This is a genomic window from Algibacter aquimarinus (genome assembly GCF_039543265.1).
Lineage (GTDB): Bacteria > Bacteroidota > Bacteroidia > Flavobacteriales > Flavobacteriaceae > Algibacter_B > Algibacter_B aquimarinus.
This window is the reverse complement of sequence record NZ_BAABJK010000007.1, coordinates 182,415-208,498: the sequence shown is the minus strand read 5'-3', so window position 1 is coordinate 208,498 and position 26,084 is coordinate 182,415. Positions and strand designations below refer to the sequence as shown.

Below are 26,084 nucleotides of genomic sequence, written 5' to 3'. Positions count from 1 at the left end.
TAATATTAATTAATTAAGTTAAAATAAAAACTATAAATCAGTTAAAAAGCAAGAATTTACGGCGAGGTGTTTTTTTACCTGTTGGGTAAGAATATCCATCAAAACAAAATAAATTTAGCAAAAACTTATTTTTTTGTTTTTTTAACTAAAGCCTAAACTTAATTATTAAAAAGAGCGTATAAATAAAAGATCCATCCACTTTATTTCAGCGAATGGATCTTTTGAATTTTTCATATTGTATTAATTACATAGCTACTAAATCACCAGAAACATCCTTGGATGGTAAATTAGATTTTCCCATTAAATATAAATCTACTTGACGAGCAGCTTCTCTACCTTCAGAAATTGCCCAAACAATTAATGATTGTCCACGACGCATATCACCAGCAGCAAATATATTAGGGATGTTAGTTTGGTATTTACCGTATTCAGCTTTATAATTAGAACGCGCATCTGTTTTAATTCCTAGTTTATCAGCTAGAGTACTTTCAGGACCAGTAAATCCTAGTGCTAATAACGCTAAATCGCATGGCCATGTTTTTTCAGTACCAGCTATTTCTATAAGTTGTGGGCGTTCTCCAGGAACCATTTTCCATTCAACATTAACGGTTTTTAAAGCAGTTAATTTTCCATTATTATCAGTAACAAATTCTTTTGTGTTTATTAGCCAGTTACGTTCAACACCTTCTTTATGTGAAGATGATGTTTTTAATTGCAATGGCCAATAAGGCCAGGGTGTAGTTGGAGAACGATGCCCTGGTGGTTTAGGCATAATTTCAAAATTAACAACAGATTTTGCTCCATGACGGTTTGAAGTACCAATACAATCAGATCCTGTATCACCACCACCAATTACAATAACATTTTTATCAGTTGCCATTATTTGATTTTCAACTTTTTTACCAAACAATACTTTTGTTTGTTGTGTTAAAAAGTCCATGGCTTGAACAACGCCATCGGCATCAATACCAGGAGTTGGTAGACTTCGCCTTTCAGTAGCTCCACCACAAAGCACAACGGCATCAAATGCTTTTAAATCTTCTGTATCGTAGTTTACACCAACATTAACATTAGTTTTAAAAGTAATTCCTTCAGCTTCTAAAATAGCTAAACGACGATCTATTATTTCTTTTTCCATTTTAAAGTTAGGAATACCGTATCGTAGTAGCCCTCCAATTTCGTCATCACGTTCAAAAACGGTAACTGTATGTCCAGCTCTATTAAGTTGCTGTGCTGCTGCTAAACCAGCAGGACCAGAACCTACAACAGCAATGGTTTTATCAGTTCTTTCCTTTGGAGGTTGAGGTTTTATCCAACCTTCTTTAAAAGCACGTTCAACAATATTTTTTTCTATATTTTCAATAGAAACGGGATCTTCAATAATACCTAATACACAAGATTGCTCGCAGGGAGCAGGACATAAACGACCTGTAAATTCAGGGAAATTATTTGTTGAATGCAATATCCATGATGCTTTTTGCCATTCACCTTGATGTACCATGTGATTGAAATCTGGGATTAGATTTCCTAATGGGCAACCACTATGACAAAAAGGAATTCCACAGTCCATGCAACGCGAACCTTGTTTTGTTATTTCCTCCTCACTAAGAGATACAGTAAATTCTTTGTAGTGTTTTACACGGTCTTCAACAGGCGTGTAATTTTCATCTTGTCTTTCAAATTCTTTAAATCCAGTTACTTTTCCCATGACATTATGCTGTTGTTAATTCTTCTACCATTGGTTCTTCAGTCTCAATACGTATCAAAGCACGTTTATATTCTGTTGGCATAACTCTTACAAAGTTACTTAAGCTTTTATCCCAATCTGCTAATAACTTTTTGCCTTTGTTACTATCTGTGTATAGCACATGTTTTTCAATAATGCTTTTTAAATCTGCAGCATCTTCTGCTAATATATCTTCAAATTCGATTGTTTCTGTATTACATAAACCGTTTACAAATTTATTTTCTGGATCGTAAACATAGGCAATACCTCCACTCATACCAGCAGCGAAGTTCCTACCTGTATTTCCTAACACAATAACTTTTCCGCCTGTCATATATTCACAACAATGGTCTCCAACACCTTCCACTACAGCCGTGGCACCAGAGTTTCTAACGGCAAAACGTTCACCTGCAATTCCATTTATATATGCTTCACCATTAACGGCTCCGAATAAACAAACATTACCAACTATAATATTTTCTTCAGCTATAAAATCGGCTTTTACAGGTTTTTTAACAATAAGTTTTGCTCCAGATAACCCTTTTCCTAAATAATCATTGGTGTTTCCTTCAAGCTTAAAAGTTAAACCGTAAGCTCCAAAAGCTCCAAAGCTCTGTCCAGCAGATCCTGTAAAGTTTATATTAAGAGTATTTTCTGGTAATCCTAAGTGGCCATATATTTTTGAAATCTCGTTACTTACAATGGCTCCTACAGTTCTATTTGTATTTTTTATAGGATAGTTAAGCGTCATTTGTTCTTTTCTGTACAACGCTCTATGAGAATCTTTTAATATGGTAAAATCTAAAACATTCTCTAAATCATGCTGTTGCTTTTGTGTGTTTTTAACAGTCATGCTTCTATAAGCAGTTGGCCTGTGTAAAATACTAGATAAATCTAAACCTTTTGCTTTGTAATGTTTTATGGCATTATTCGCATTAATTTTATGAGTTTGCCCAACCATTTCAGATAACGTTCTAAACCCTAATTGTGCCATAATACCTCTTAATTCTTCAGCGATATAGTAGAAGAAATTAATAACGTGTTCTGGTGTACCTTTAAAGTTTTTACGTAGCTCTTTATCTTGAGTTGCAATACCTACGGGGCAAGTGTTTAAGTGACATTTACGCATCATAATACAACCTGAAGCTACTAGAGGAGCTGTGGCAAAACCAAATTCTTCTGCACCTAATAAAGCAGCAATGGCAACATCACGACCTGTTTTTAATTGTCCATCACACTCTACAACTATTCTGCTTCTTAGATTATTTAAAACTAAAGTTTGTTGTGCTTCTGCTAAGCCAAGTTCCCATGGTAAGCCTGCATGTTTTAATGACGTTAAAGGAGAAGCTCCTGTACCACCATCATAACCAGAAATTAAAACCACATCTGCTTTAGCTTTGGCAACACCAGCAGCTATAGTTCCTACACCAACTTCAGATACTAATTTTACATTAACTCTAGCATCACGATTGGCATTTTTTAAATCGAAAATTAATTGTGCTAAATCTTCAATCGAATAAATATCGTGATGTGGTGGTGGGGAGATTAACCCAACAAATGGCGTCGAGTTTCGTGCATTAGCAATCCATGGTAATACTTTATAACCTGGTAATTGCCCACCTTCTCCTGGTTTTGCACCTTGAGCCATTTTAATTTGAATCTCTCTTGCATTAGTTAAATAATGCGAAGTCACACCAAAACGCCCTGAGGCTACTTGTTTTATTGCAGAATTACGGCTATCTCCATTTACATCTGGATGAAAACGATTTCTGTCTTCACCACCTTCACCAGAATTAGATTTACCTCCAATTCTATTCATGGCGATGGCTAAATTTTCATGTGCTTCACGAGAAATAGATCCGTAAGACATAGCACCTGTTTTAAACTTTTTTACAATTTCTGTCCAAGGCTCTACTTCATCAATTGGGATAGGGTCTAAATTGTCAAACTCAAATAAACCACGAATAGTCATTAAGTTTTCAGATTGCTCATTTATGGCTTTAGAATAAACGTCGTAACTTTTTTGGTCGCTTAATCTAACAGCTTGTTGAAGTTTTGCAATTGTTGTTGGGTTAAATAAATGCCTTTCGCCATTGCGCCTCCATCTATAATCACCACCAATATTTAAACCTAAATTTTTGTCAATAGAACTGTCTGGATATGCTTGTTTATATCGCTGATCAATTTCTTTTTCAATTTCATATAAGCCAATACCTTCAATTCTTGAAGCTGTGTATGGGAAATATTTTTCAACAAATTGAGAATTGAAACCAACTATTTCGAAAATTTGAGAACCTCTGTATGAGTGTAAAGTCGAGATTCCTATTTTGTTCATTATTTTTAGAATACCTTTTCCTATGGCTTTATTAAAGTTATCGACTGCTTTTTGCTCGTCCATATCTGTTATAAAACCTTCTTTTACTTGCATTCTAATAATTTCGTTCACCATATATGGGTTAATGGCACTTGCGCCATAACCGAAAAGCGTTGCAAAATGATGAGGTTCGCGAGGCTCTGCAGATTCTATGATTATATCAAAATAAGAACGCTTTCGTAAACGGTTTAATTGATGATTTACGTAAGAACAAGCTAATAACGCAGGAATTGGAGCTAGATCTTGATTTACGCCCCTGTCAGAAAGTATAATGATGTTTGTTTTTCTTTCTAAAGCTTTTTCAACTTGAATAACAATATCATCTAACGCATCTTCCAAACCATTAAGTCCTTGTGCTTTAGGGTACAATATTTCAATAGTTTCTGCCTTAAAGGATTCTATAGAAATACTTCTAATTTTTTCTAAATCGGCATTAGAAATAACAGGATTTTGTATTCTTAATTTTCTACACTGTCTTTCGGTAATACTAAAAATATTTCTGTCTTTACCAAGATTCAAACTAATATCGGTTACAATTTCTTCACGAATTCCGTCTAATGGCGGATTGGTAACTTGAGCAAATAATTGTTTAAAATAGTTTGAAATTAACTGAGGTCTATCAGATAAAACGGCTAGAGGTGTGTCAATTCCCATTGACCCTAAAGCTTCTTTACCAACAATAGCCATTGGTGTTATAACTTCTTGAATATCCTCGAAAGTGTAATTAAACAAACGCTGCCTTGTTTTAATATCTATAGTTTCTATAGGGCAGGTTTCGTTATTATAAGGTACATCTTTTAGATGTAATCTTGTTTTATTAAGCCATTCTCTATAAGGTCTTTCAGAAACAATTTTGCTTTTAATTTCTTCATCTTTGATGATGCGACCTTTGTTCATATCTACTAAGAACATTTTTCCTGGTTCTAAACGCCCATGACTTTCAATATCTTCAGGTTCGATATCTACAACACCAATTTCTGAAGACATAATTAATTTGCCGCTTTTTGTAACGGTATATCTTGATGGTCTTAAACCGTTTCTATCTAGTAACGCACCTATATAATCACCATCTGTAAATGGTACTGAAGCAGGGCCATCCCAAGGCTCCATGATACAGGCATTATATTCGTAAAATGCTTTACGCTCTTCAGACATTGTGGCGTGTTTTTCCCAAGCTTCAGGAATCATCATCATCATAATTTCTGGTAATGAACGTCCAGTATGAGTTAATAATTCTACAACCATATCCATAGAAGCAGAATCTGATTTTCCTGGAAGAATAATTGGGAATAATCTATCTATTTGAGGACCAAAAACATCACTCCTCATAATTTCTTCACGAACACGCATTCTACTTACGTTTCCTCGAAGCGTATTAATTTCTCCATTTTGACACATAAAACGGAATGGTTGCGCTAATTCCCAAGTAGGCATTGTATTGGTAGAGAAACGTTGATGTACTAATGCTAAGCGGGTTACTAAATCTATTTGTTGTAAATCGGTATAATAAGGCCCAATATCTTCTGGCATAATTATACCCTTATATATCAAAGTGGTAGTTGATAAACTCGGTAAGTAAAAATAAGAGCTTTCAGATATTTTAGAGTTTCTTATTTCGTGTTCAGTAATTTTTCTGGCAGCGTATAATTTAGCTTTAAAAGTATCTTCATCAATAGGGTCTGTTTTACCAACAAAGAGTTGCTCTATATTAGGTTCTGAAGCTTTAGCTATTTCGCCTAATTGCGTAGAGTCTACAGGTACTTTTCTCCAACCTAAAACGGCTAGCCCTTGTGCTTCAATTTCTTTTTCAAAAGTGTCTTTACAAAATTGATATTGATTTCTAACTTTTGGTAAAAAAACCATCCCTACAGCATACTCTCTAGGCTCTGGTATTGGGAATCCACTAACACGTTTAAAATAATCATGAGGGATATCAATTAATAAACCAGCACCATCACCAGTTTTTCCATCGGCACTTACACCACCGCGATGTTCTAGTTTTACGAGAATTTCTAGGGCGTCATGTATAATTTGATTGGTTTTTTCTCCTTTTAAATTACAGATAAAACCTGCACCACAATTTTCGTGTTCAAATTCGGGGGAATAAAGTCCTTGTTTCTTCAGCATAATCAGCAAATTTTAGTTTAAAAACTTGAGTCGAAAGGTAAAGATATGCACTAGAAACTGAATTACAATAAGGGCTATTTCATTATTTCGATTTTAGAAGCGAAGCGAAGATAAAACTAATTATATATCAATAATAAACTGATATTTTAATAATTATTCAATCCATAAAATTTAACAATAAATGCGGATATATGAATTTATATTAATAGAACATTTAATATATGGTATAAGTATCAGTAAAAAATGGAAAATACTAACAATTATTCAAATAATCTGTTTGTTGAAAAATCAAAAAATCAATTATTTTTGACAATACCTCTAAAAAAATAGGGTTAAAATTAGAAAATTGATAAAAGTTACCTAAATACCCCTATTTTTTATGGGGGTTATTCTTTTTTAATATAGTTTTGGCTGCTCAATAAGTTAATTAACCAAAGAAAATTAATAACTAAAATTTAAACATGATGAAAAAATTAATTACACTTTCGATGCTTTTTATGGCAACAGCCTTATTTGCACAAGAAGAGGAAGCTAAGCCTACATTTACTGTAAGTGGTAGTGTGGATGCTTATTATAGAGCAAATTTTACTGCTCCTAATGATGAGAATGCTATTGCTCCCGGGTCATCTTTTGCCAACTTACCTGGTTTTGCTTTAGGTATGGCTAATGTAGTATTAGGATACGAAGGCGAAAAAGTAGGGTTTGTTGCAGATTTAGTATTTGGACCAAGAGGTGCTGATGCAGTATTCAATTCTCCACAATTAGGAGGGTTTTACAGATCTTCTAACATAATAAACCAATTATATGCTTACTGGAATGTAAGTGAGTCTGTAACATTAACAATGGGTAACTTTAATACTTTTTTAGGATATGAGGTAATTTCTCCAACTGCAAATTTCAACTACAGTACATCTTACTTATTTTCTTATGGGCCATTTAGCCATACAGGTTTAAAAGCTGATTTTGCTATTTCTGAGGATTTTAGCTTAATGTTAGCTGTTATGAATGATACTGACTTAACAGAGTTTAACTCAACTGGAGATTATGCATTCGGTGCTCAATTAGGATACTCAGGACAATTCTTAAACTTCTTATTAGACCCATCTTTTACTGAGATTGATTTTACAGGTGGATTTGATTTATCTGATGATTTCTTCTTAGGTATCAATGCTGCTTATTTAGATGTTGAAGATGGAGGTTCATTTGCAGGTGCAGCTTTATACCCACAATTGGCTACTTCTGAGTCATTTACAATCGGTTTAAGAGGTGAGTATTTCACTGAAACTGAAGGTGGTGTTGGAGCAATAGGAGGTTATGATGCAGATGGTGATGGTTCTGTTTTTGCTGTTACTTTAACAGGTAGCTTAGCAATAGATAACTTGACTATTAAGCCAGAAATCAGATTAGATAGTGCTTCTGAGGAAGCGTTTATCGATAATGATTTAGCTGGAACTAAAAGCTTAGGTTCTTTCGTATTAGCCGCAATCTACTCATTCTAAATATAAATAGAATATTACAACCCGTTTTTTAATTAAAACGGGTTTATTCTCTAAAAGATTAATTAATTACTAACCATTTAAAATTATAAAATATGTCTTTATTAAACATGCCCCTTATAATTCAAGATACCGCCGCTATTGAAGGCGACATGGGAATGCTTTGGATGCTTATTTCAGGTATCTTAGTATTCTTAATGCAAGCAGGATTCACATTAGTAGAATCTGGGATGACACGTTCTAAAAACGTGGTAAACATCGCCATGAAAAACTTACTAGATATAGCAGTAGGATCATTAGTATTCTGGTTTATCGGATACTCATTAATGTATGGTGAGTCAGCTAGTGGATGGATTGGATGGAGTGGTCTTATGTTTAATCAAGGACCTGCAGATTTATTCTTCCAAACAGTTTTCTGTGCTACAGCTGCAACTATTGTATCTGGTGCTATTGCTGGTAGAACAAAATACTCAACTTATATTATATTCTCAGTTGTTTTAACTGCTTTTATCTATCCAATCGCAGGTGGATGGGAATGGAACGGTGGATGGTTGAATGATACTGATGGTATCATGCCAGCCGAATTTATCGATTTTGCAGGTTCTTCAGTTGTACATGCTGTTGGTGGATGGGCAGCCTTAATTGCTGCTGCATTAGTAGGGCCAAGAATAGGTAAATATATTGATGGTAAAGCTGTTGATATTCCTGGACACAATAAATTACTAGCTACTCTAGGTGTATTCATCCTTTGGTTTGGATGGTTTGGATTCAACGGTGGATCTCAATTAGCTTGGGGTGGTGATGATGCTACAGGTGCTTCTATGGTAGTTTTAGTAACAAACTTAGCAGCTTCTGCCGGTGCTTTAGGCGCATTATTCTTATCGTGGTTTAAATATAAAAAACCAAATTTAGATATGACTTTAAATGGCGCTTTAGCTGGTTTAGTAAGTATTACTGCTGGTTGTGGAAACATGACTGAAGGTGGTGCTATAATTGCAGGTTTCATAGGAGGTATTATAGTTGTTTTCTCAATGGATTTTGTTGAGAAAAAACTTAAAATTGATGATGCTGTAGGTGCATTTTCTGTGCACGGTGTAGCTGGTGCTTGGGGTACTTTAGTTATCGGTCTATGGGGAGTTGATGGAGATGCTGGTATCGGTTTATTTAACGGTGGTGGTTCTGCTCAATTTGTAGCGCAATTAATAGGTACTTTAGCTTATGCAATATGGGCTGTAGCTACATCATTTATATTCTTATTTATACTTAAGAAAACTCTAGGATTGAGAGTTTCTGAAAAAGTAGAAATTGAAGGTCTTGATTTATCTGAGCACGGTGCTTTAGCATATCCAGGTAAAAGACAAAGAGAAATTGAAGAGTAAGAATAAGAAAAGTAGAAAAATCTTAATTACTTAGTTTAGTGAAAAAGGGTGCTTTTGATAAAAAAAAAGCACCCTTTTTATATATTTTTTAATAAACTAATAATAGTTTTTTATTAATAAGACATTATTCTAAGTCACTTTAATATTTTTTTATTTTTGAAAAGCTAACCAATTAAAACAAAGGTTTATTATGAAAAAAATTGAAGCAATTATCAGAAAATCAAAATACCGCGTGGTTAAAGAAGCGCTGCACGAAGTAGGCGTAAACTTTTTCTCTTACTGGGATGTTACTGGTTTAGGAAACGAAAAAGAGGGTCATGTTTACAGAGGTGTTTCTTATAGTACAAGCGACATACAGCGTAGATATCTTTCTATTGTTGTAAACGATGATTTTGCTGAAAAAACGATTCAAACAATTATTAGTTCTGCAGGAACTGGTGAAGTAGGAGATGGTAAAATTTTTGTTTCCGATGTACAAGAATGTTATAGAATACGAACAGGAGAAAAAGGCGGAGACACACTAAAATAAAAATCATCTAAACACAAAATTAATTATGGAATTATTAACAACAAACAATGTATGGATGATGATCTGTACAGCACTAGTTTTCTTCATGCACACAGGTTTTGCATTTTTAGAAATTGGATTAACTAGGCAGAAAAATACAATAAACATTTTATTCAAGAATATATTTATAATCACTGTAGGGCTTCTACTTTATTATTTAATTGGTTTTAATTTAATGTATCCTGGAGATTTTAACGGATATGTTGGTTCAATTGTACCTGGTATTTCTCCTCCAGAAAATGGAATGACTCCGGACTATGCAGATGGTGGTTATACGTGGTGGACGGATTTCTTATTTCAAGGGATGTTTGCAGCAACAGCAGCAACAATAGTATCTGGAGCTGTCGCAGAGCGTATGAAAATAGGCGCTTTCATGATTTTTACAGTAATATATGTTGGCGTTATTTATCCAATAGCCGGTTCATGGAAATGGGGTGGCGGATTTTTAGATGAATTAGGATTCTACGATTTTGCTGGTTCTACATTAGTACATTCAGTAGGTGGTTGGGCAGCTTTAGTAGCTGTATGGTTACTTGGTTCTCGTATTGGTAAATTTAATAAAGAAGGCAAGCCACAAGCCATACCTGGGCACAGTATACCATTAGCAACAGCAGGGGTTTTAATACTTTGGTTAGGATGGTTTGGATTTAACGGAGGTTCTGTACTTTCTGCAGATCCAGAATTAACATCATTAACTCTAGTAACTACTTGTTTAGCTGCAGCTGCAGGTGGTGTTGTAGCTATGGTTACATCTACAATTATGTATAAAAACCTAGATTTAACTATGTTCTTAAATGGTATTTTAGGTGGTTTAGTAGGGATAACTGCTGGAGCAGATGTTATGACTCCAGAGAGTGCCATTATTATTGGTGGTATTGCGGGTATACTTATTGTTTTTGCAGTAGCTTTTATTGATAAAATAAGATTAGACGATCCTGTTGGAGCAATAGCAGTACATTTAATATGTGGTATTTGGGGAACACTAGCTGTAGGTATTTTTTCTACAAACCCAGAGCATACATTTTCTGCGCAGTTAATAGGAGTACTTTGTTATGCTGCAATATGTATAATATCTTCTTTCTTAATATTCTTTACGTTAAAGAAAACTATTGGTATTAGAGTATCAGAAAGAGAAGAATTAGAAGGCTTAGATGCACATGAGCATGGTATGGATGCTTATCCAGACTTTAGATTGAATGAGCATTAAATTATAATAAATAATTTTATTTAGTAAAAAAGGATGTCTTGCTTAAAAGCAAGACATCCTTTTTTTATATTTATCTAATTCCAACTAAACCATTTGCAGCCTTAAATAACTTTTTTGATTCATAGGCAACTCCATTTCTAAAAACCATTTCAATACTTCTTATAGCTTTTATATCTTTACTTATGTCGTCATTTAAAATAACAATGTCAGCAATTTTATTTTTTTCAATACTGCCAATGGTTGCGTCCTGCTCCAAGTATTTTGCTCCATTAAGTGTGCATATTTTTATAGCTTCAGGAATGGTAAAGTTCATTTCAACAAATAATTCTAATAACCTCATATTAGCGTATCCTGCAATAATTCTACCATCGTAAGTGGGATCTGTACCTGCAACCAATAAGCCACCAGCATCATAAAATGCTTTTTCCCATTTTTTTGATTTGTTAAAAATCACGTAATCTAAAGAATCTTTACCTTGTTTGCTTGCCCACCTCTTGTATACTTTTTCTTTTGCTTCTGGGTACAGGGCGTCTATTCCGCCTCCAGGAACAATCTCTCTATTTGTATAAGGCTCAAAAACATTAATTGTAGAGGTTAAAGCAACTTTTTTATTGACTAAATGATTTATAAGATCTGTCATTTTTTTTGAGTCTACTGGTAATTTTCTGACGGAATTGTATTGTTTGAATGGCTCGCACGCATCTGATTCTTTATCAATTATAAAATCACTACTTGCAAAAAAACCATGCTCTAAATTATCTATACCAATATCTGCAGCTTCCCTGTAGGTTATAGAGCATAAATGCCCCGTTACTTTTACGCCTTTTTTGTGGGCTGCGTCAACTATGGCTTTTAAGTCAATTTTACTAATAAAATTATACACTTTTATTGATGTTACTCCCATTTCTATATAAAAATCAACCATTTTAACTGCTTGTTCAGTTGATGTAAACGGACCTAATTCTAAAATACCAGTACCTTCTCTGTCTAGGTGCGGACTAGTGACATCCATTTTCGGGCCGGGAGTTTCACCATTCATAATGAATTTTTTAAGATTAACATCTGCTTGAGGCATTATGCTTCCTGCGGTTCGCATGGTTGTAACTCCTCCAGCTAAATAAAGTTTTGGGAAGGAATAACTCATTTGATTTACACCAAATCCGCCAGGGGTTGCTTTAGGGTAAAAAAGATGTTCATGCAACATAACCATACCAGGAATAGCACTTTTACCCTGCATATTAATTACAGTTGCGTTTTCTGGAATTGGCAAATCAATGCCAACGGCTTCTATGATTTCACCATTAATTAAAATATCTTGATTGGTTTTTGGTTGTACCCCTAGGCCATCAATAATTGTTAAATTTTGAAGAACATAAATACCCTTTTGATGTAATATGTAAGATTGGGTTTCTTTTGAGAAGGAAGTTTGTCCTAAAACAGAAAATGATATTATTGTAAATATCATTAGGCAATAAAAATTCTTCATAATTGTATTCATTATCTTCATGTTAATGATATGAAGATAATGAATATTTAATTATGTTTAAGCAGAATTTCTGCTAGCATTTATATTACCAAATAACGAACGCGTTACTATTTTTTCATAAATTAATTTATCTGGGTCGTCATTTGGCACGCCAGCTTTTTCAAATTCCTGAACCTTTTTTAAGGCATATTGCTGTATGGTTAATAGTGGTAAAACTATAGATTCTCTTACTTCAATAGATGCTTTTCCTGATGGTTCATTTTCCATTAATTCGCTGTAGCCAGTTAGCTTTAATAATAACCTTTTTGTAATTTGATATTCTTCAAAAATAATGTTCCAAAATTCACCAAACTCTTTGTCATCAGACATGTATTTTGTCAAATCAAAAAACGATTTTGTTAAGGACATCATACTATTTTCTAAAAGAGTTTTAAAGAATTTAGAGTTGTTATAAAGGTTTTCTACTTTATTCCATTCACCATTATCTTCATATACTTTTAAGGCAGTACCAACACCATAAAAACCAGGAACGTTTTGTTTTAATTGACTCCAAGAACCAACAAAAGGAATGGCTCTTAAGTCTGAAAACACTAATTTATCTGATGTGCCTCGTTTGGAAGGTCTACTGCCAATATTAGTTTTTGCATAGTATTTTAATGTACTCATGCGCTCTAAATATGGGATAAACATGGCGTGACTTTTAAAGTCTTTGTAAGTCTCGTAACTTGTTTCAGCTAAGTCATTCATTACAGTTCTGTCCTCATCAGATAAACGGTTTTTTTCGCCGTCAATTCTGTTTTTAATACCTGAACTAATCAATTGTTCTAGGTTGTATTGAGAAGAATCGTTTGTACCAAAGTTAGAACTTACGGTTTGCCCTTGAATGGTTATTTGTACTTCTTTATCTTCAATTGTAGGGCCTAGTGATGAGTAGAAATTATGTGTTTTTCCACCACCACGAGCAGGAGGTCCTCCACGACCATCAAAGAATATAACAGTAATATCGTATTTTCTAGACATTTCAGTTAACAATTCTTTGGCTTTATAGATACCCCAATTGGCCATTAAATAACCACCATCTTTTGTTCCATCGGAGAAGCCAAGCATAATGTGTTGTTTGCTTCCTCGAGCTCTTAAATGTGCTATATATTCAGGGTTTTGGTACAACTGTTCCATAACACCTGGAGCGTTTTCTAAATCTGGAATAGTCTCAAATAAAGGCGCAACATCAACCGTTAAATCATCTTTAAAGGCTACCATTTTTAACATGGCAAATAGTTGCATAACATTAAGTGCGGTTTGATTATTACTAATTATATATCGGTTGGCACCACGCTCTCCATTACTTTTCTGGATATCTTTTATGATGGCAATGGTCTTCAAAGTATTTCTAACCATTTCATCTTCAAATGTATCTAAATCTCCAATATCATCAGTGGCTTTAGATAAGATTTCAATTTGTTCAGTCTCAGATAAATCATGATAGTTTTCTGGAAAAGACGATTTTCCTGTTGCTATTAAACGATCTATAACAGTTGTAAATACGCTGTGGTGTATTCTGCTGTCTTGCCTAATGTCAAGAGAAGCAAATCTATATTCAAAAAGATGAACTCTATTTATAAGATTGTTAATTTCACTTACGTAAAGCGATTGGTGTTGTTCAACAATAATATCTCTAATATCTAAAAGTTCTGCTCTTAGTTCTTTAGCACTAATAGCTTTTTTTGTTTTTAAGTTTATGCTATAGTCATACATAATCGTTTCAAGACGAATAATGCGTTCCTCAACACCTCTAAAGGTTAGCTTCTTTCTTAAATCTCTTAAATCTTGGTAATACTTTTTTAGAATAGATTTTTTTAATTTTTTAGCTACTTTTAGTGTGGTTTCTGGTTTTACAAATGGGTTTCCGTCTCGGTCTCCACCTGGCCAAAATCCTATATTTATAATATCGTTGTGTTTCTTTCCGTCATCATAAATATTTGTTTGGATGTAGTTGTAAATATCACCAAAGGTTTTATAAAATACATTCTCAAGATACCACATTAAGCTTTTTGCTTCTTGATAGGGTGTTGGTTTTTTATGTTTGAAGAAAGGAGTTTTTCCTAATTGGCCAAATAAATCATTTATACCGTTTAGATCATTTTTTTTGATAGCCTCCGTTAGATTTGTGATAATACCTAAAACTGACCCTGGGTAAAACTGTGTTGGATGCGCTGTTAAAACAATACGTACTTTAAATTCTTCAAGAAATTCTTTTAAGTCTTCTATTTTTCCTTCGGCCTTTGCAGTGCCTTTTAAGTTTCGTAGTGTACCTACACCTTCCATGTTGTTTACAATAGAAAAAGAAGCATCTTCAATGGCATCAAATAAAACAACTTGCCTTTCAATATATTGAATAAACCTAAAAAGGAGATTTATTTGACTTTGTTTATTTCGTCTGGCTTGGTATTTTTCAAAGAAAGTATTAACAATAGTGGTAGGGTTGTCTCCATTATTAAATCCTTTTTCACAGGTTTCATGGAAAAGAGGTAGTAAAACTCCTGTTTTTGTTACGGAATCAAAAGGTAGTGTCATGAATATACTGTTGTATATTTGGTATTTTGACAAAACATTCTGATTAAATCGAGTAATTTTTGGTTCTAGAGACATGTATATAATCTAATGGAAATTAGCTATAAAAATACTAAAGCAAAAACTAAGGCGAGCAGACTAATCGAAGTTTTATTGATTTTTTGTGTTTAGCGAATTTTCATTGAGGATAATTAAAAAAAGAGAGATTAAAATACTTTTTTATAAGTTTTTATTTATTCAATTTTTGTTATTTCTGAGAATGAATAAAGGAGACAGTTTTATTTAAACCATCTCCTTTTAAATATTTTTTGGGCAAAAAAAGGTTTATTTTCCTAACATTAATAGTTCGCCACAAACAATTTCAGTGATGTATCGTTTGTTTCCATCTTTGTCATCATAACTGCGAGTGGTTAACTTTCCTCCAATAGCAACTTCCTTACCTTTTTTTACATATTTTTCTATAATCTGAGCGGTTTTACCCCAAGCTACTACATTGTGCCATTGCGTATCTGTAATTTTTTCACCTTTATTATTGGTGTAACTTTCATTTGTAGCAATATTAAATTTTGCCAAAGTTTTTCCTGACTCTAAGTTGATGATTTCTGGATTGTTTCCTAGGTTACCAATCAACTGTACTTTGTTTCTAAGTGTGTTCATAATTTTAAATTTTATCGTTAAACAGTTAATACTATCGAGTTCTTATGTTTCGACACTGCAAAGATGTAACCACATCAAAATTTTATTCGGTAATTACTTGCTTAAATTCGTTTGTAAATGTTTGTAGTCGTTTGTAAATGAATAAATATTGAGTTTTGTATATTTGTTTTTTATTTAATCATGAAATTTCATTTAGAAACAGAACGACTTATTTTAAGAGAGATACGGCCTTCAGATTTAGAAGGTATGTTTGAATTAGATTCAGACCCCGAAGTTCATAGATATTTGGGAAACAAACCTGTTAAAACTAAACAAGAGTCTCTAAAAATAATTAATGATATAATCAAACAATATGAAGAAAGAGGTATTGGCCGTTGGGCAGCAATAGAAAAATCATCAGGCGAGTTTATTGGCTGGTCTGGAATTAGATTAAATACTGAATATAATATGAATGGCTATACTAAATTTTATGATGTTGGATACCGATTAATTAAACGGTTTTGGGGTAAAGGTTATGCAACCGAATCTGGAAAACTAGCAGTTGATTATGCATTTAACAGTTTAAAATTACCAGAACTTTATGGTATTACTGAGTTGAGAAATCAAGCGTCCCACAAAGTACTTTTAAAAATTGGATTGCATTATGTTGAAGATTTTTGTTTTGAAAAAGAAAAATTAGATTTACGTTGGTATAAAATTGAAAATAAATAATGGAACAAAAAAAATGTTTAGAATGTGGCGATAAAATCGTTGGAAGAATTGATAAAAAGTTCTGTTCAGACGGTTGTAGAAATGCTTACAATAATCGGGTAAATAAGGACAGTAAAAATTTAATTCGAAACACAAATAACAGACTTCGAAAAAATTACAGAATTTTAGAAACCCTTAATCCGAAACAGAAAACAAAAACATCGCGTGCAAAATTAATTGAAGCAGGTTTCGATTTTAATTATTTCACAAGTATATATACCACAAAGGCAGGCACAATTTATTACTTTGTTTACGATCAAGGTTATCTGCCATTGGAAGGAGATTATTATGCTTTGGTGAAACGTGAGTAATTAAAAAAGAACAATTAAAAAAACTTACTTATTTCCAATTTTGCCCTTTCAGTTGCATAGCAGCTTTAAGTACATCTTTTTGGCTTATTTGCCCAACGAGTTTACCGTTTTCAATAATTGGGAAACGACGTCTTTTAGCATTTAAAAACTTGTTTGCCGCATCAAAAATATTCATATTTCCATCAATGGTTTCAACATTTACGGCCATATGTTTTTCAATAGTTTTGTCTTGCATAGGCATATTGTAATAACGGCTCTCACTTATTTGTTTTATACAATCACCTTCAGAAATAACACCAACTAGTTCGTTTTTTTCATTCACAACAGGGCCTCCAGAAATTCTATGTTTAATAATGGCTTGCATAACACTTTCAATAGTCTGGTCAGGAGTAAACGTAATTAAATTCGTTGTCATATAATCGCTAACCTTAAAAGGAGTAGTATCTGTAGTATTATTTTGCTGCCTTCGTGCACCTTGAAAACTCTTTATTCCCATAATCTTATAAATTTAGTAATCTTAAATATACTTATTTTTTTTCTTTTTTCCTAAAATTTTCACTTCTACACACAAGTAAACCTTAATGAATATTTCTCTCATAATATTGACTAAGAGAAATAATTAGCATTCTTTTAAGAGATTAAATGTTAATTTTTCATAGTTTTAGCCCTTTAAATTGAAAATAAGATGATGAAAAAATTATTAGCGTTGGTTCTGTTGATTAGTAGTTTCCAATTAAGTGCACAAGGAAACACAGATTTGGTTAAACACTTTGAAGCATATTACCAACAAATGAAATTACAAGGTGATGTTCAAGGCATTATAAATGGAATGACACATTTAAATTTATTGGCGCCATCTGAGGCCAGAAAAGATACTTTGGCTTATTTGTACATGTCTGAAGGTAAATATGTGCAAGCTTTAAATACTATAGGCTACGAAAGAAAAGTAGACGATTCTGATATTGCTGTTGAAGTAAAAGCGGTGTCTTTAAAATCTGTAAAGCAACTAGAATTAGCCATAGGGCATTTTGAAGAAATGTTTAAGCGAAATCCAAATGCTATGGTAGCTTATGAGCTAGCTGAACTAAATTTACAAACTCAAAAGCTTGATGAAGCCAGTAAGCATATTGCCTATGGTTTAGCAAATTCTAAAGATGATATGAAAAAAGCGTTTTACGAAACCCAAACACCATATGAAGTACCTTTAAAGTCTGCTTTTATGTATTTGGATGCATTAACCACATATAATAAGGACAGGGAGGGCAACATTGATATGGCTGTAGATATTTTAGATGCTACTTTAAAAACGGCACCTAATTTTAATTTAATTCAAATTAGTAAAAATGAATTATTAAGACAAAAACAGGCGATACAAGCTAAAGCGGCTCAACCTAAAAACTAAAATAGTAAAACATAAAAAAGACCTTTTCAGATTAATCTGAAAAGGTCTTTTTTATTAAAAATTATTCAGTTTAAGGCTTTATTATTTCTCTACTGTCTTTTTCTACTTTTTTGTTCATTTGAAAATTTAAATTAGAAAAAGAAGCTAAAAACTCTTTTATACCATTAACAAGTTCTTTTTTGTTAGTTGTTTCTATAGTTGATAAACTTTCAAGTTTATAAAGTTTTGTTTCTAAAGCTAGAATTCTTGCTGAAGTTGATGAACTTTTTACATCCAATGGAACACCAGATTTAAGATCTTCAAGTAAAACTTTTATTTCATCATTATTCTCATTATTAAAAAAACTTAAATCTCCGTTTTTAACATTTGTTATTAGGTTTTGTAATTCAAAATAACCTTGCCAATCTGTAACTAATTTTTCAGTTTTACTATCCAAGGCAAATTCTATAAAATCTAAATCGGTGAGGTCTTTTTTAGTAATTTCTCCGCTCGTGTTATCATCAACTATATTACCTAAATTAGGGTCTTGAGTCTTTTTACAAGAGTAAAATAGAATTAAAAAACTAAAAATAAACAAGGGTTTTATATACATGTTATTTTATTTAAAAACGAGAACTACAAATATAGAATAATCAATTATTTTTTGTTTGAGTATGTGAAGATGAAGTTAAGAATATTTAGCTTTTAAAATAAATTATTATCAATAAAATCTTGTTATTTTTGAAGAATCTTTACAATGTGTGTTTTAAATGAGTAATAAAATATTGATTATTGGTGCTTGTGGGCAAATAGGATCCGAATTAACATTTAAATTAAGAGAGTTTCATGGCCATGAAAATGTAGTGGCAAGCGATATTAACTACAGTAATTTAGAAATAGCCAATGCAGGTAATTTTGAAATTGTAGATGCTCAAGATTATAATAGTGTTAAAACTTGTATTGAAAAACATAATGTAGATACTGTTTATTTAATGGCAGCTATGTTAAGCGCTACAGGCGAAAAACATCCAATTAAAGCATGGGATTTAAATATGTCTTCTCTATTTCATGTACTTAACTTAGCAAAAGATAAAATTATAAAAAGGGTTTTTTGGCCATCAAGTATTGCAGTTTTTGGGCCAACTACACCCACAAAATATACACCGCAATATACTACCATGGAGCCTACAACTGTTTATGGTATTACCAAGCAAGTTGGTGAACGTTGGTGTGAGTACTACTTTAACAAGTATAATGTTGATGTAAGAAGCATTCGCTATCCAGGAATTATTAGTTGGAAGACATTACCAGGTGGCGGAACCACAGATTATGCAGTTGAAATTTACCATAAAGCAATAACAGATAAAGCTTACGAATGCTTTTTAAAAGAAGATACCAAACTTCCAATGATGTTTATGGACGATGCCATTAAAGCAACTGTAGATATAATGAATGCAAATAGCAGTGATATAAAAATAAGGTCCTCTTACAATTTAGCAGCCATAAGTTTCACACCAAAAGAAGTTGCAGATTCAATCAAGGAATATATTCCCGATTTTGAAATGATTTACAATCCAGATTACAGACAAGATATTGCAAATAGTTGGCCCAAAAGTATAAATGATTCTTATGCAAGACAAGACTGGAAATGGAAACACCAATTTACTTTAGAAGACATTACTAAAGAGATGCTAACTCAATTAAGAGAAAAATATAAATAATCGTATATTTGACTAAGCCAATTTTAACTAACTAAAAAATTATATTTAAAAGTTAAATGGGTGTACCCCTAAATCATAATTAATATGCTTGAAAATTTTTGGTTTAATGTTGAATATGGAATTAACCACGTTCTAGACATTAATGCTTATGACCACGTTTTATTTCTTATCGTTCTGACCATTCCGTATGTTTTTAAAGATTGGAAACGCGTTTTACTATTGGTGTCAATGTTTACTCTTGGGCACACATTGTCTCTTGTTTTAGCAGCTTATAATGTAGTAAGTGTAAATGCCGAGGTAGTAGAATTTTTAATACCAATTACTATTTTAATTGCAGCACTTTTTAATGTATTTACAGCTGGCAAAGGTGCGCAAAAAGAAAAAGTAGGTGTATTATTTTTAACCACACTATCCTTTGGTTTAATTCATGGTCTGGGTTTTGCACGCGAATTTCAAATGCTTTTAGGCGATTCTGATAATAAGTTAGTACTGCTTTTAGAATTCGCTTTGGGGATAGAACTATCTCAGGTAATTATAGTGTTTGTAGTGCTATTTTTAAGTTATGTGGTACAAACTATCTTCAGATTTACCAAGCGTGATTGGATTATGGTAATATCAGCAATAGTAGTCGGATTGGTAATACCTATGATACTTAACAGCGACTTTCTATCTTAAAACTTTCATAAAACTTTAACGAACTTGTGTTGTAATTAAAATACGAACCAACTATATTCGTTAATAGGTTTTACTATAATAAGGAGTAAAATCATAATCAAAACAAATTAATGCCAAAAAATAAACAGCTTAAATACGATAAGGCTTACTTAAGAATTGCAGAAGAATGGGGTAAATTATCGTATTGTAAACGCAGACAAGTTGGTGCACTAATTGTAAAAGACAGAATGATTATTTCTGATGGATACAACGGAACGCCATCAGGGTTTGAAAATTTTTGTGAAGATGATGAAGGCTATACAAAATGGTACGTTTTACATGCTGAGGCTAATGCCATTTTAAAAGTAGCATCCTCAACACAATCATGCAGAGGAGCAACACTTTATATTACTATGTCGCCGTGTAAAGAATGTAGTAAATTAATACACCAAGCGGGTATTATAAAAGTGGTTTACAATCAGGCCTATAAAGATAATTCTGGATTAAAGTTTTTAGAAAAAGCTGGAATTGAACTCGAACAAATAGAAGATTTAACAGCCTAATGTCGTATCAAAAAAAATACTTGCCATTAGTTTTATCTGTTGCTATAGCAGCAGGTGTTTTCATTGGAGGAAAATTAAATTTTACCGACTCGCCTGATCGTTTGTTCTCTACAAATAGTAAAAAAGACAAACTTAATAGGCTTATAGATTATATCGACTACGACTATGTTGACGAAATAAATACAGATAGTATAGTAGATGTTACTGTAAATGGTATTTTAAATAACCTTGACCCGCATTCTGTTTATATTCCTAAAGAAGACATGGAGCGTGTAGCCGAGGAAATGAAAGGCGATTTTGTAGGCATAGGAGTTAGTTTTTACACATATAAAGATACTATTACCGTTATAAGAGCTATTGAAGGAGGGCCAAGTGAAAAAGCAGGAATAAAAGGTGGAGATAGAATTATTATGGCTGATGGCGATTCCCTTTATGGGTCAAGCTTACAAGATGGCGAATTAGTAAAAAAGTTAAAAGGCTCGTTAAATTCTAAAGTCAAATTAAAAGTTTACAGAAAAGGAGAGCCTGAACTTTTAGATATTACAGTAAAGCGAGGTAAAATTCCTATTAAAAGTGTAGATGCTGCTTATATGCTAACTGAAAAGTTAGGCTACATAAAAGTGAATAGATTTGCAGAATCTACTTATAAGGAATTTAAAAAAGCATTAGATAAATTGCAGAACCTAGGTGCTACAGAAGTTGCTTTAGATTTACGAGATAATCCTGGTGGCTTTTTAGGAATTGCAGAGCAAATGGTAGATGAGTTTTTAGAAGATGATAAACTTATTCTTTTTACAAAAAATAAGCGAGGGAGTATAGAAAAAAGTTTTGCAACAAGCAAAGGCGATTTTGAAGATGGACAAATTTACGTGCTTATAGATGAGAATTCTGCATCTGCAAGCGAGATAGTAGCAGGTGCCTTGCAAGATAACGATAAAGGTATTATTGTTGGGAGACGTTCTTATGGTAAAGGACTTGTGCAACGCGAAATGGATTTAGGCGATGGTAGCGCAGTGCGTTTAACAGTTTCTCGATATTACACACCAACAGGACGATCGATTCAACGTCCTTATAAAAACGGAAATAAGGATTACTATGATGAATATTTTGAGCGTTTAGATAGCGGCGAATTATTAGATCCAGAAAAGATTCAAGTTGCAGATTCATTAAAGTTTACAACGCCAAAAGGAAAAGTAGTTTATGGTGGAGGTGGAATAATTCCGGATGTTTTTGTGCCTATAGATAACAGTATGCACAACGAAACATTAAACTTTTTACAGCGCAGAGGTTTTATTAGTTATTTTGTTTTTGAAGAGTTAGAGAAAGACAGACATTTATATGATGGTATTTCTAAACGCGATTTTATTGACTCTTTCGAAATTAATGATGATTTAGTATTTGCATTTCAAGATTATTTAAACGTAAGAACCGATTCTAAAATTACTTTTGTCGCATATCATGATGAGGTTAAGCAATATTTAAAAGCTACTTTGGCAGACCAACTTTATGGAGGAGGTTCTTTTGAAGAAATTTTCAATCAACGTGATATTATGATTGATGAAGTAATTAAGTTGAGTGATGAGAATTAATAATTACTCAATTTTATCATGCACCTTAGTATTCTTCCCGCCATTCCAAAGTGTTAAAATATCGGTAGCCACATGCGCACCACTTCCTGAAGCGATTGCAAATTGACTGCGCCAACCAGCTAAAGTTCCAGCAACATATAAATTGTCTTCAATTAAATGATTGGTGTTTTTTAGCCAAATACGATCCTTTTCTATAGCTGCTCTAGGGTGCGGTTCAATATATTGCTCTAAACCTTTTATCCGCATTAAATTTGTGTAACCAACAGTAATTACAACAATTTTGGCTTTATAGATGTTTTTGTTCGTTCTTATTTCAAAACCATTTTGAATTTTAGATAGCTCTGAAACTTTTTCTGTGTCAATTTGTTCAACATGAGGATACAAGCTTGATAGTTGCGCTTTGCCACTTTCTAAAATAGATGCCCCAGTTGTTCCTGGAGTAAATCCCAAAACATTATTAAAAAGAGCGGTTTGTAAATGTGATGTTTTTTGATGTGTAATAATGCCAATATGCTTGTCTTTAGCGAAAACTTTGTTTTCAGCAGAACCTAAAACTAAAGCGCAAGATAATCCTGCTGCACCACCACCTACTATTAAAGCATCAAACATATTATTTGTGTCCCTTTACTTTCTGTTCAATACGCTTAGAAACTCTTAAAATCATCATCATAAGTATCACGCAAAGCGATGCTACAATCGTAATAATGGCAACCATACTTTGACCTTCAAAAGGGGCTTCATAGTTTACCTGTGTTAGGTTAAACCCAATAAGACCTAAAGCGATTAAACTAATTATGATAGTTAATATTTTCATTTATAATAATTTTTGTTTTTCAAAACCTCATAATAAACTTAGGCAATATCAAAAAGCGCTTTAATGTTATGGGCAAAAAGTTTAACAGCAATAGCTAGTAAAATAACGCCAAATACTTTGCGCACAATATTAATGCCATTGGCTCCTAAAACACGTTCAATTTTACCTGAAGTTTTTAATACTATAAAAATAATGATTACATTCATTATAACCGCAACAATTATGTTTTCAGTTCTAAATTCTGCTCTTAAAGATAATAATGTGGTTAAACTACCGGGTCCAGCAATTAATGGAAATGCTAAAGGGAAAACTGCTGTTGTCATGGCATCGTGTTCTTCTTGTTTGTATAATGTAATGCCTAAAATCATTTCTAAAGCAATAAAAAATAGGATGAATGCACCGGCTACAGCAAAGGAGTTAACATCAATACCTATAAGATTTAAAATACTTTTTCCTAAAAACAAGAAAACAACTAAAATTACTCCTGCAATTATTGAAGCTTTTTCACTTTGAATATGACCAGCTTTTTTTCTTAAATCTATAACAATAGGAATATTGCCAATAATATCTATTACGGCAAATAATACCATGAAAGCTGTAAATATTTCTTTAAAATCGAGTTGCATTATTTTTAGTTTTAAATTTTAAAATGTCTTGTAGTGTATTACGTTTTTTATGGGTTCTTATTTTTTCGGCAAAAGTAGCTTATTATCTTAATTAAATAAACCTAAATATTAACTATTTTTGTTTGCTACAAGATAATTATTTTTATGTTTCAGTTAGGAAAAACCATTGTCTCTGAGGATGTTATAGAAAAAGATTTTATGTGTAATCTTTCGGCGTGCAAAGGTGCTTGCTGTGTTGATGGTGAGGCTGGAGCGCCGCTTGAGAAAGATGAAACCAATATACTAGAATCTATTTATTCAAAAGTGAAACCGTTTTTAAGGCAAGAAGGTATTCAAGCTATAGAAAAACAAGGAACATTTGTTACTACACAAGATGGAGATCTTGAAACACCGCTAATAAATGGTGCAGATTGTGCTTATGTTATTTTTGACGAAAAGAAAACAGCACTTTGTGGTATTGAAGAGGCTTACAATCAAGGAGAGGTTTCTTGGAAAAAACCAATATCATGCCATTTATATCCTATTCGAGTTCAACAGTATACAGAATTTTCAGCTGTAAATTATCACAAATGGCAAATTTGTGATGATGCTTGCGCGTTAGGTGAAGAACTAGGAATTCCAGTTTACAAATTTGTAAAAGAAGCTCTAATTAGGAAATTTGGAGAAGATTGGTATGAAGAGTTAGAAAAGGTTGCTAAAACTTTTTAACAGCTTCAAAAATAATTTGGTAAAACACTAGTTTTTATAAGGGTTAGCATTGTTTAAGTCTACTTTTTTTTGATAACTTTTTAAAATTTAAAAAACGTTAAAATATTGATTATCAATATTTTAACGTTTTTTTTCTGTAAACTTCTGTGTAATAGGGGTTTTTATTGTTTGTTAAAAACTTGTTGAAAAGGTTTCTAACTTTTATTAAAAATATATCAATCATTTTACAATCTTTGTTATCCCGAAATTGACACAAATTTTCGTTAAACCTTAATAAAAAACTAATTTAACTATGTCTCAAGCAGTAGAGCCAATTCTTCAAGATAACAAAGACCGTTTTGTAATTTTTCCAATCCAACACCATGATATTTGGGAATGGTATAAAAAATCTGAGGCTAGTTTTTGGACTGCAGAGGAAATAGATTTACACCAAGATTTAACAGATTGGGCTACTAAATTAAATGATGACGAGCGTTATTTTATTAAGCATATTTTAGCCTTTTTTGCAGCTAGCGATGGTATTGTTAACGAAAATTTAGCTGAAAACTTTGTAAACGAAGTACAATATAGTGAAGCAAAATTTTTCTATGGTTTTCAAATTATGATGGAAAACATTCATAGTGAGACCTATTCTCTTTTAATTGACACTTATGTTAAGGATGAAAAAGAGAAAGATTTATTGTTTAATGCTATTGAAAACTTTCCTGCAATTAAGAAAAAAGCAGATTGGGCTTTAAAATGGATTGAATCTCCAAGTTTTGCAGAACGCTTAATTGCATTTGCAGCAGTTGAAGGTATTTTCTTTTCAGGAGCGTTTTGTTCTATTTTTTGGTTAAAGAAAAGAGGCTTAATGCCAGGATTGACATTTTCTAACGAATTAATTTCTCGTGATGAAGGTGTGCACTGTGACTTTGCAGTACACTTACATGAAAAACATTTAATAAACAAAGTGCCAAAATCTCGTATTAGAGAGATTTTAATTGATGCTTTAGATATAGAACGTGAATTTATAACAGAATCATTACCAGCAAGTTTAATTGGTATGAACGCTGTATTGATGTCGCAATATTTAGAATTTGTGACAGATAGATTGTTAAGTGAATTAGGTTGTGAAAAAGAGTACAACACAGCCAATCCGTTTGATTTTATGGATATGATTTCTCTTCAAGGAAAAACTAATTTCTTTGAGAAACGTGTTTCTGAATATCAAAAAGCAGGCGTGCTTAACAAAGAAGAAGAAAAAGATAAATTCAGTTTTGACGCAGATTTTTAATTGACAACCCTAATTCAAAAATATTTTTTTTGAAAATCAATTAAAATGATATTTCCTGTAAAGGAAAACTAAATTAAAAAGACCATTTATTAATTATTTAAAC

Annotated in this window: 23 protein-coding genes; 13 read left to right on the top strand and 10 right to left on the bottom strand. The window is 32.5% G+C overall.

Translation table 11 applies throughout. The features are described from left to right. Positions 1 to 244 precede the first annotated feature (244 nt). Together ABD939_RS11985 and gltB are read right to left on the bottom strand one after the other, a co-directional pair. The gene (locus ABD939_RS11985) at positions 245 to 1,708 is read right to left on the bottom strand and encodes a glutamate synthase subunit beta (RefSeq protein WP_345168907.1); all 1,464 of its coding nucleotides are present in this window, start codon (positions 1,706 to 1,708) and stop codon (positions 245 to 247) included. A 4-nt stretch (positions 1,709 to 1,712) separates the two neighbouring features. Further along, entirely contained in the window at positions 1,713 to 6,227 is a 4,515-nt protein-coding gene (gltB, locus tag ABD939_RS11980) for a glutamate synthase large subunit (RefSeq protein WP_345168904.1), read from the bottom strand. Between the two features lie 464 nt (positions 6,228 to 6,691). On the opposite strand from gltB, the gene ABD939_RS11975 reads away from it, so the two are divergent. From ABD939_RS11975 to ABD939_RS11960, 4 genes are all read left to right on the top strand, one after another. Next, the gene (locus ABD939_RS11975; protein WP_345169090.1) at positions 6,692 to 7,726 is read left to right on the top strand and encodes a porin; all 1,035 of its coding nucleotides are present in this window, start codon (positions 6,692 to 6,694) and stop codon (positions 7,724 to 7,726) included. A 92-nt stretch (positions 7,727 to 7,818) separates the two neighbouring features. Continuing rightward, positions 7,819 to 9,102 carry an ammonium transporter gene (locus ABD939_RS11970; RefSeq protein WP_345168900.1) on the top strand — a complete coding sequence of 428 codons (1,284 nt, stop codon included), beginning with the start codon at positions 7,819 to 7,821 and terminating at the stop codon, positions 9,100 to 9,102. 190 nt (positions 9,103 to 9,292) lie between these two features. After that, on the top strand, positions 9,293 to 9,631 hold the full coding sequence (locus ABD939_RS11965; RefSeq protein ID WP_345168898.1) for a P-II family nitrogen regulator: 339 nt from the start codon (positions 9,293 to 9,295) through the stop codon (positions 9,629 to 9,631). Between the two features lie 25 nt (positions 9,632 to 9,656). After that, entirely contained in the window at positions 9,657 to 10,877 is a 1,221-nt protein-coding gene (locus ABD939_RS11960; RefSeq protein WP_345168895.1) for an ammonium transporter, read from the top strand. A 70-nt stretch (positions 10,878 to 10,947) separates the two neighbouring features. Here the strand turns inward: ABD939_RS11960 and ABD939_RS11955 are convergent, their stop codons facing one another. From ABD939_RS11955 to ABD939_RS11945, 3 genes are all read right to left on the bottom strand, one after another. Continuing rightward, a complete protein-coding gene (locus ABD939_RS11955) occupies positions 10,948 to 12,342 on the bottom strand; it encodes an amidohydrolase family protein (protein ID WP_345168892.1) in 1,395 nt (464 codons plus the stop codon). Between the two features lie 78 nt (positions 12,343 to 12,420). Then, entirely contained in the window at positions 12,421 to 15,012 is a 2,592-nt protein-coding gene (locus ABD939_RS11950; protein ID WP_345168889.1) for a phosphoenolpyruvate carboxylase, read from the bottom strand. Between the two features lie 246 nt (positions 15,013 to 15,258). Next, positions 15,259 to 15,591 carry a single-stranded DNA-binding protein gene (locus ABD939_RS11945; RefSeq protein ID WP_345168886.1) on the bottom strand — a complete coding sequence of 111 codons (333 nt, stop codon included), beginning with the start codon at positions 15,589 to 15,591 and terminating at the stop codon, positions 15,259 to 15,261. Positions 15,592 to 15,771: 180 nt separating this feature from the next. Here ABD939_RS11945 and ABD939_RS11940 point away from each other — a divergent pair, with 180 nt between their 5' ends. Next, entirely contained in the window at positions 15,772 to 16,302 is a 531-nt protein-coding gene (locus tag ABD939_RS11940) for a GNAT family N-acetyltransferase (RefSeq protein WP_345168883.1), read from the top strand. Continuing rightward, positions 16,302 to 16,652 carry a hypothetical protein gene (locus ABD939_RS11935; protein ID WP_345168880.1) on the top strand — a complete coding sequence of 117 codons (351 nt, stop codon included), beginning with the start codon at positions 16,302 to 16,304 and terminating at the stop codon, positions 16,650 to 16,652. The genes ABD939_RS11940 and ABD939_RS11935 overlap by 1 nt, the downstream gene beginning before the upstream one ends. A gap of 28 nt (positions 16,653 to 16,680) precedes the next feature. On the opposite strand, the gene ABD939_RS11930 is transcribed toward ABD939_RS11935, so the two are convergent. Further along, positions 16,681 to 17,148, bottom strand: coding sequence for a CBS domain-containing protein (locus ABD939_RS11930; RefSeq protein ID WP_345168878.1), 468 nt, complete (start codon positions 17,146 to 17,148; stop codon positions 16,681 to 16,683). Positions 17,149 to 17,337: 189 nt separating this feature from the next. On the opposite strand from ABD939_RS11930, the gene ABD939_RS11925 reads away from it, so the two are divergent. Next, positions 17,338 to 18,054, top strand: a complete 717-nt coding sequence (locus ABD939_RS11925) for a tetratricopeptide repeat protein (RefSeq protein WP_345168875.1) — start codon at positions 17,338 to 17,340, stop codon at positions 18,052 to 18,054. 70 nt (positions 18,055 to 18,124) lie between these two features. Here the strand turns inward: ABD939_RS11925 and ABD939_RS11920 are convergent, their stop codons facing one another. Then, the gene (locus ABD939_RS11920; protein ID WP_345168873.1) at positions 18,125 to 18,646 is read right to left on the bottom strand and encodes a hypothetical protein; all 522 of its coding nucleotides are present in this window, start codon (positions 18,644 to 18,646) and stop codon (positions 18,125 to 18,127) included. A gap of 157 nt (positions 18,647 to 18,803) precedes the next feature. Between ABD939_RS11920 and ABD939_RS11915 the strand changes: the two genes are divergently transcribed. From ABD939_RS11915 to ABD939_RS11900, 4 genes are all read left to right on the top strand, one after another. Next, the gene (locus ABD939_RS11915) at positions 18,804 to 19,754 is read left to right on the top strand and encodes an NAD-dependent epimerase/dehydratase family protein (protein WP_345168871.1); all 951 of its coding nucleotides are present in this window, start codon (positions 18,804 to 18,806) and stop codon (positions 19,752 to 19,754) included. Positions 19,755 to 19,838: 84 nt separating this feature from the next. After that, positions 19,839 to 20,429, top strand: a complete 591-nt coding sequence (locus ABD939_RS11910) for a HupE/UreJ family protein (RefSeq protein WP_345168869.1) — start codon at positions 19,839 to 19,841, stop codon at positions 20,427 to 20,429. Positions 20,430 to 20,539: 110 nt separating this feature from the next. Further along, complete coding sequence (locus tag ABD939_RS11905) at positions 20,540 to 20,971, top strand: deoxycytidylate deaminase (RefSeq protein WP_345168866.1); 432 nt, start codon at positions 20,540 to 20,542, stop codon at positions 20,969 to 20,971. Next, complete coding sequence (locus tag ABD939_RS11900; protein WP_345168864.1) at positions 20,971 to 22,560, top strand: S41 family peptidase; 1,590 nt, start codon at positions 20,971 to 20,973, stop codon at positions 22,558 to 22,560. Before ABD939_RS11905 ends, ABD939_RS11900 begins: the two co-directional genes overlap by 1 nt. A 3-nt stretch (positions 22,561 to 22,563) precedes the next feature. Here the strand turns inward: ABD939_RS11900 and ABD939_RS11895 are convergent, their stop codons facing one another. Genes ABD939_RS11895 through ABD939_RS11885 form a run of 3 tightly spaced genes read right to left on the bottom strand, consistent with a single transcriptional unit; the run spans position 22,564 to position 24,000 of the window. Continuing rightward, positions 22,564 to 23,169 (bottom strand): FAD-dependent oxidoreductase, encoded by a 606-nt coding sequence (locus ABD939_RS11895; RefSeq protein ID WP_345168863.1) that lies wholly within the window; start codon positions 23,167 to 23,169, stop codon positions 22,564 to 22,566. Position 23,170: 1 nt separating this feature from the next. Beyond that, positions 23,171 to 23,374: a hypothetical protein gene (locus ABD939_RS11890; protein WP_345168862.1), complete on the bottom strand. Its 204-nt coding sequence runs from the start codon at positions 23,372 to 23,374 to the stop codon at positions 23,171 to 23,173. Positions 23,375 to 23,412: 38 nt separating this feature from the next. Then, positions 23,413 to 24,000, bottom strand: coding sequence for a MarC family protein (locus ABD939_RS11885; RefSeq protein WP_345168860.1), 588 nt, complete (start codon positions 23,998 to 24,000; stop codon positions 23,413 to 23,415). Between the two features lie 144 nt (positions 24,001 to 24,144). On the opposite strand from ABD939_RS11885, the gene ABD939_RS11880 reads away from it, so the two are divergent. Further along, positions 24,145 to 24,708, top strand: a complete 564-nt coding sequence (locus tag ABD939_RS11880) for a DUF3109 family protein (RefSeq protein ID WP_345168859.1) — start codon at positions 24,145 to 24,147, stop codon at positions 24,706 to 24,708. 292 nt (positions 24,709 to 25,000) lie between these two features. Beyond that, on the top strand, positions 25,001 to 25,981 hold the full coding sequence (locus ABD939_RS11875) for a ribonucleotide-diphosphate reductase subunit beta (RefSeq protein ID WP_345168858.1): 981 nt from the start codon (positions 25,001 to 25,003) through the stop codon (positions 25,979 to 25,981). Positions 25,982 to 26,084: the final 103 nt, after the last annotated feature.

What these genes read in the sequence shown, in the direction of transcription:
- ABD939_RS11985 (WP_345168907.1), bottom strand. Translation starts at nt 1,708, where the DNA reads ATGGGAAAAGTAACTGGATTTAAAGAATTTGAAAGACAAGATGAAAAT.
- ABD939_RS11890 (WP_345168862.1), bottom strand. Translation starts at nt 23,374, where the DNA reads ATGAAAATATTAACTATCATAATTAGTTTAATCGCTTTAGGTCTTATT.
- ABD939_RS11910 (WP_345168869.1), top strand. Translation starts at nt 19,839, where the DNA reads ATGCTTGAAAATTTTTGGTTTAATGTTGAATATGGAATTAACCACGTT.
- ABD939_RS11925 (WP_345168875.1), top strand. Translation starts at nt 17,338, where the DNA reads ATGATGAAAAAATTATTAGCGTTGGTTCTGTTGATTAGTAGTTTCCAA.
- ABD939_RS11960 (WP_345168895.1), top strand. Translation starts at nt 9,657, where the DNA reads ATGGAATTATTAACAACAAACAATGTATGGATGATGATCTGTACAGCA.
- ABD939_RS11900 (WP_345168864.1), top strand. Translation starts at nt 20,971, where the DNA reads ATGTCGTATCAAAAAAAATACTTGCCATTAGTTTTATCTGTTGCTATA.
- ABD939_RS11950 (WP_345168889.1), bottom strand. Translation starts at nt 15,012, where the DNA reads ATGTCTCTAGAACCAAAAATTACTCGATTTAATCAGAATGTTTTGTCA.
- ABD939_RS11920 (WP_345168873.1), bottom strand. Translation starts at nt 18,646, where the DNA reads ATGTATATAAAACCCTTGTTTATTTTTAGTTTTTTAATTCTATTTTAC.
- ABD939_RS11895 (WP_345168863.1), bottom strand. Translation starts at nt 23,169, where the DNA reads ATGTTTGATGCTTTAATAGTAGGTGGTGGTGCAGCAGGATTATCTTGC.
- ABD939_RS11975 (WP_345169090.1), top strand. Translation starts at nt 6,692, where the DNA reads ATGAAAAAATTAATTACACTTTCGATGCTTTTTATGGCAACAGCCTTA.
- ABD939_RS11930 (WP_345168878.1), bottom strand. Translation starts at nt 17,148, where the DNA reads ATGGGAATAAAGAGTTTTCAAGGTGCACGAAGGCAGCAAAATAATACT.
- ABD939_RS11935 (WP_345168880.1), top strand. Translation starts at nt 16,302, where the DNA reads ATGGAACAAAAAAAATGTTTAGAATGTGGCGATAAAATCGTTGGAAGA.
- ABD939_RS11915 (WP_345168871.1), top strand. Translation starts at nt 18,804, where the DNA reads ATGAGTAATAAAATATTGATTATTGGTGCTTGTGGGCAAATAGGATCC.
- ABD939_RS11875 (WP_345168858.1), top strand. Translation starts at nt 25,001, where the DNA reads ATGTCTCAAGCAGTAGAGCCAATTCTTCAAGATAACAAAGACCGTTTT.
- ABD939_RS11945 (WP_345168886.1), bottom strand. Translation starts at nt 15,591, where the DNA reads ATGAACACACTTAGAAACAAAGTACAGTTGATTGGTAACCTAGGAAAC.
- ABD939_RS11880 (WP_345168859.1), top strand. Translation starts at nt 24,145, where the DNA reads ATGTTTCAGTTAGGAAAAACCATTGTCTCTGAGGATGTTATAGAAAAA.
- ABD939_RS11905 (WP_345168866.1), top strand. Translation starts at nt 20,540, where the DNA reads ATGCCAAAAAATAAACAGCTTAAATACGATAAGGCTTACTTAAGAATT.
- ABD939_RS11970 (WP_345168900.1), top strand. Translation starts at nt 7,819, where the DNA reads ATGTCTTTATTAAACATGCCCCTTATAATTCAAGATACCGCCGCTATT.
- ABD939_RS11940 (WP_345168883.1), top strand. Translation starts at nt 15,772, where the DNA reads ATGAAATTTCATTTAGAAACAGAACGACTTATTTTAAGAGAGATACGG.
- ABD939_RS11955 (WP_345168892.1), bottom strand. Translation starts at nt 12,342, where the DNA reads ATGATATTTACAATAATATCATTTTCTGTTTTAGGACAAACTTCCTTC.
- ABD939_RS11965 (WP_345168898.1), top strand. Translation starts at nt 9,293, where the DNA reads ATGAAAAAAATTGAAGCAATTATCAGAAAATCAAAATACCGCGTGGTT.
- ABD939_RS11885 (WP_345168860.1), bottom strand. Translation starts at nt 24,000, where the DNA reads ATGCAACTCGATTTTAAAGAAATATTTACAGCTTTCATGGTATTATTT.
- gltB (WP_345168904.1), bottom strand. Translation starts at nt 6,227, where the DNA reads ATGCTGAAGAAACAAGGACTTTATTCCCCCGAATTTGAACACGAAAAT.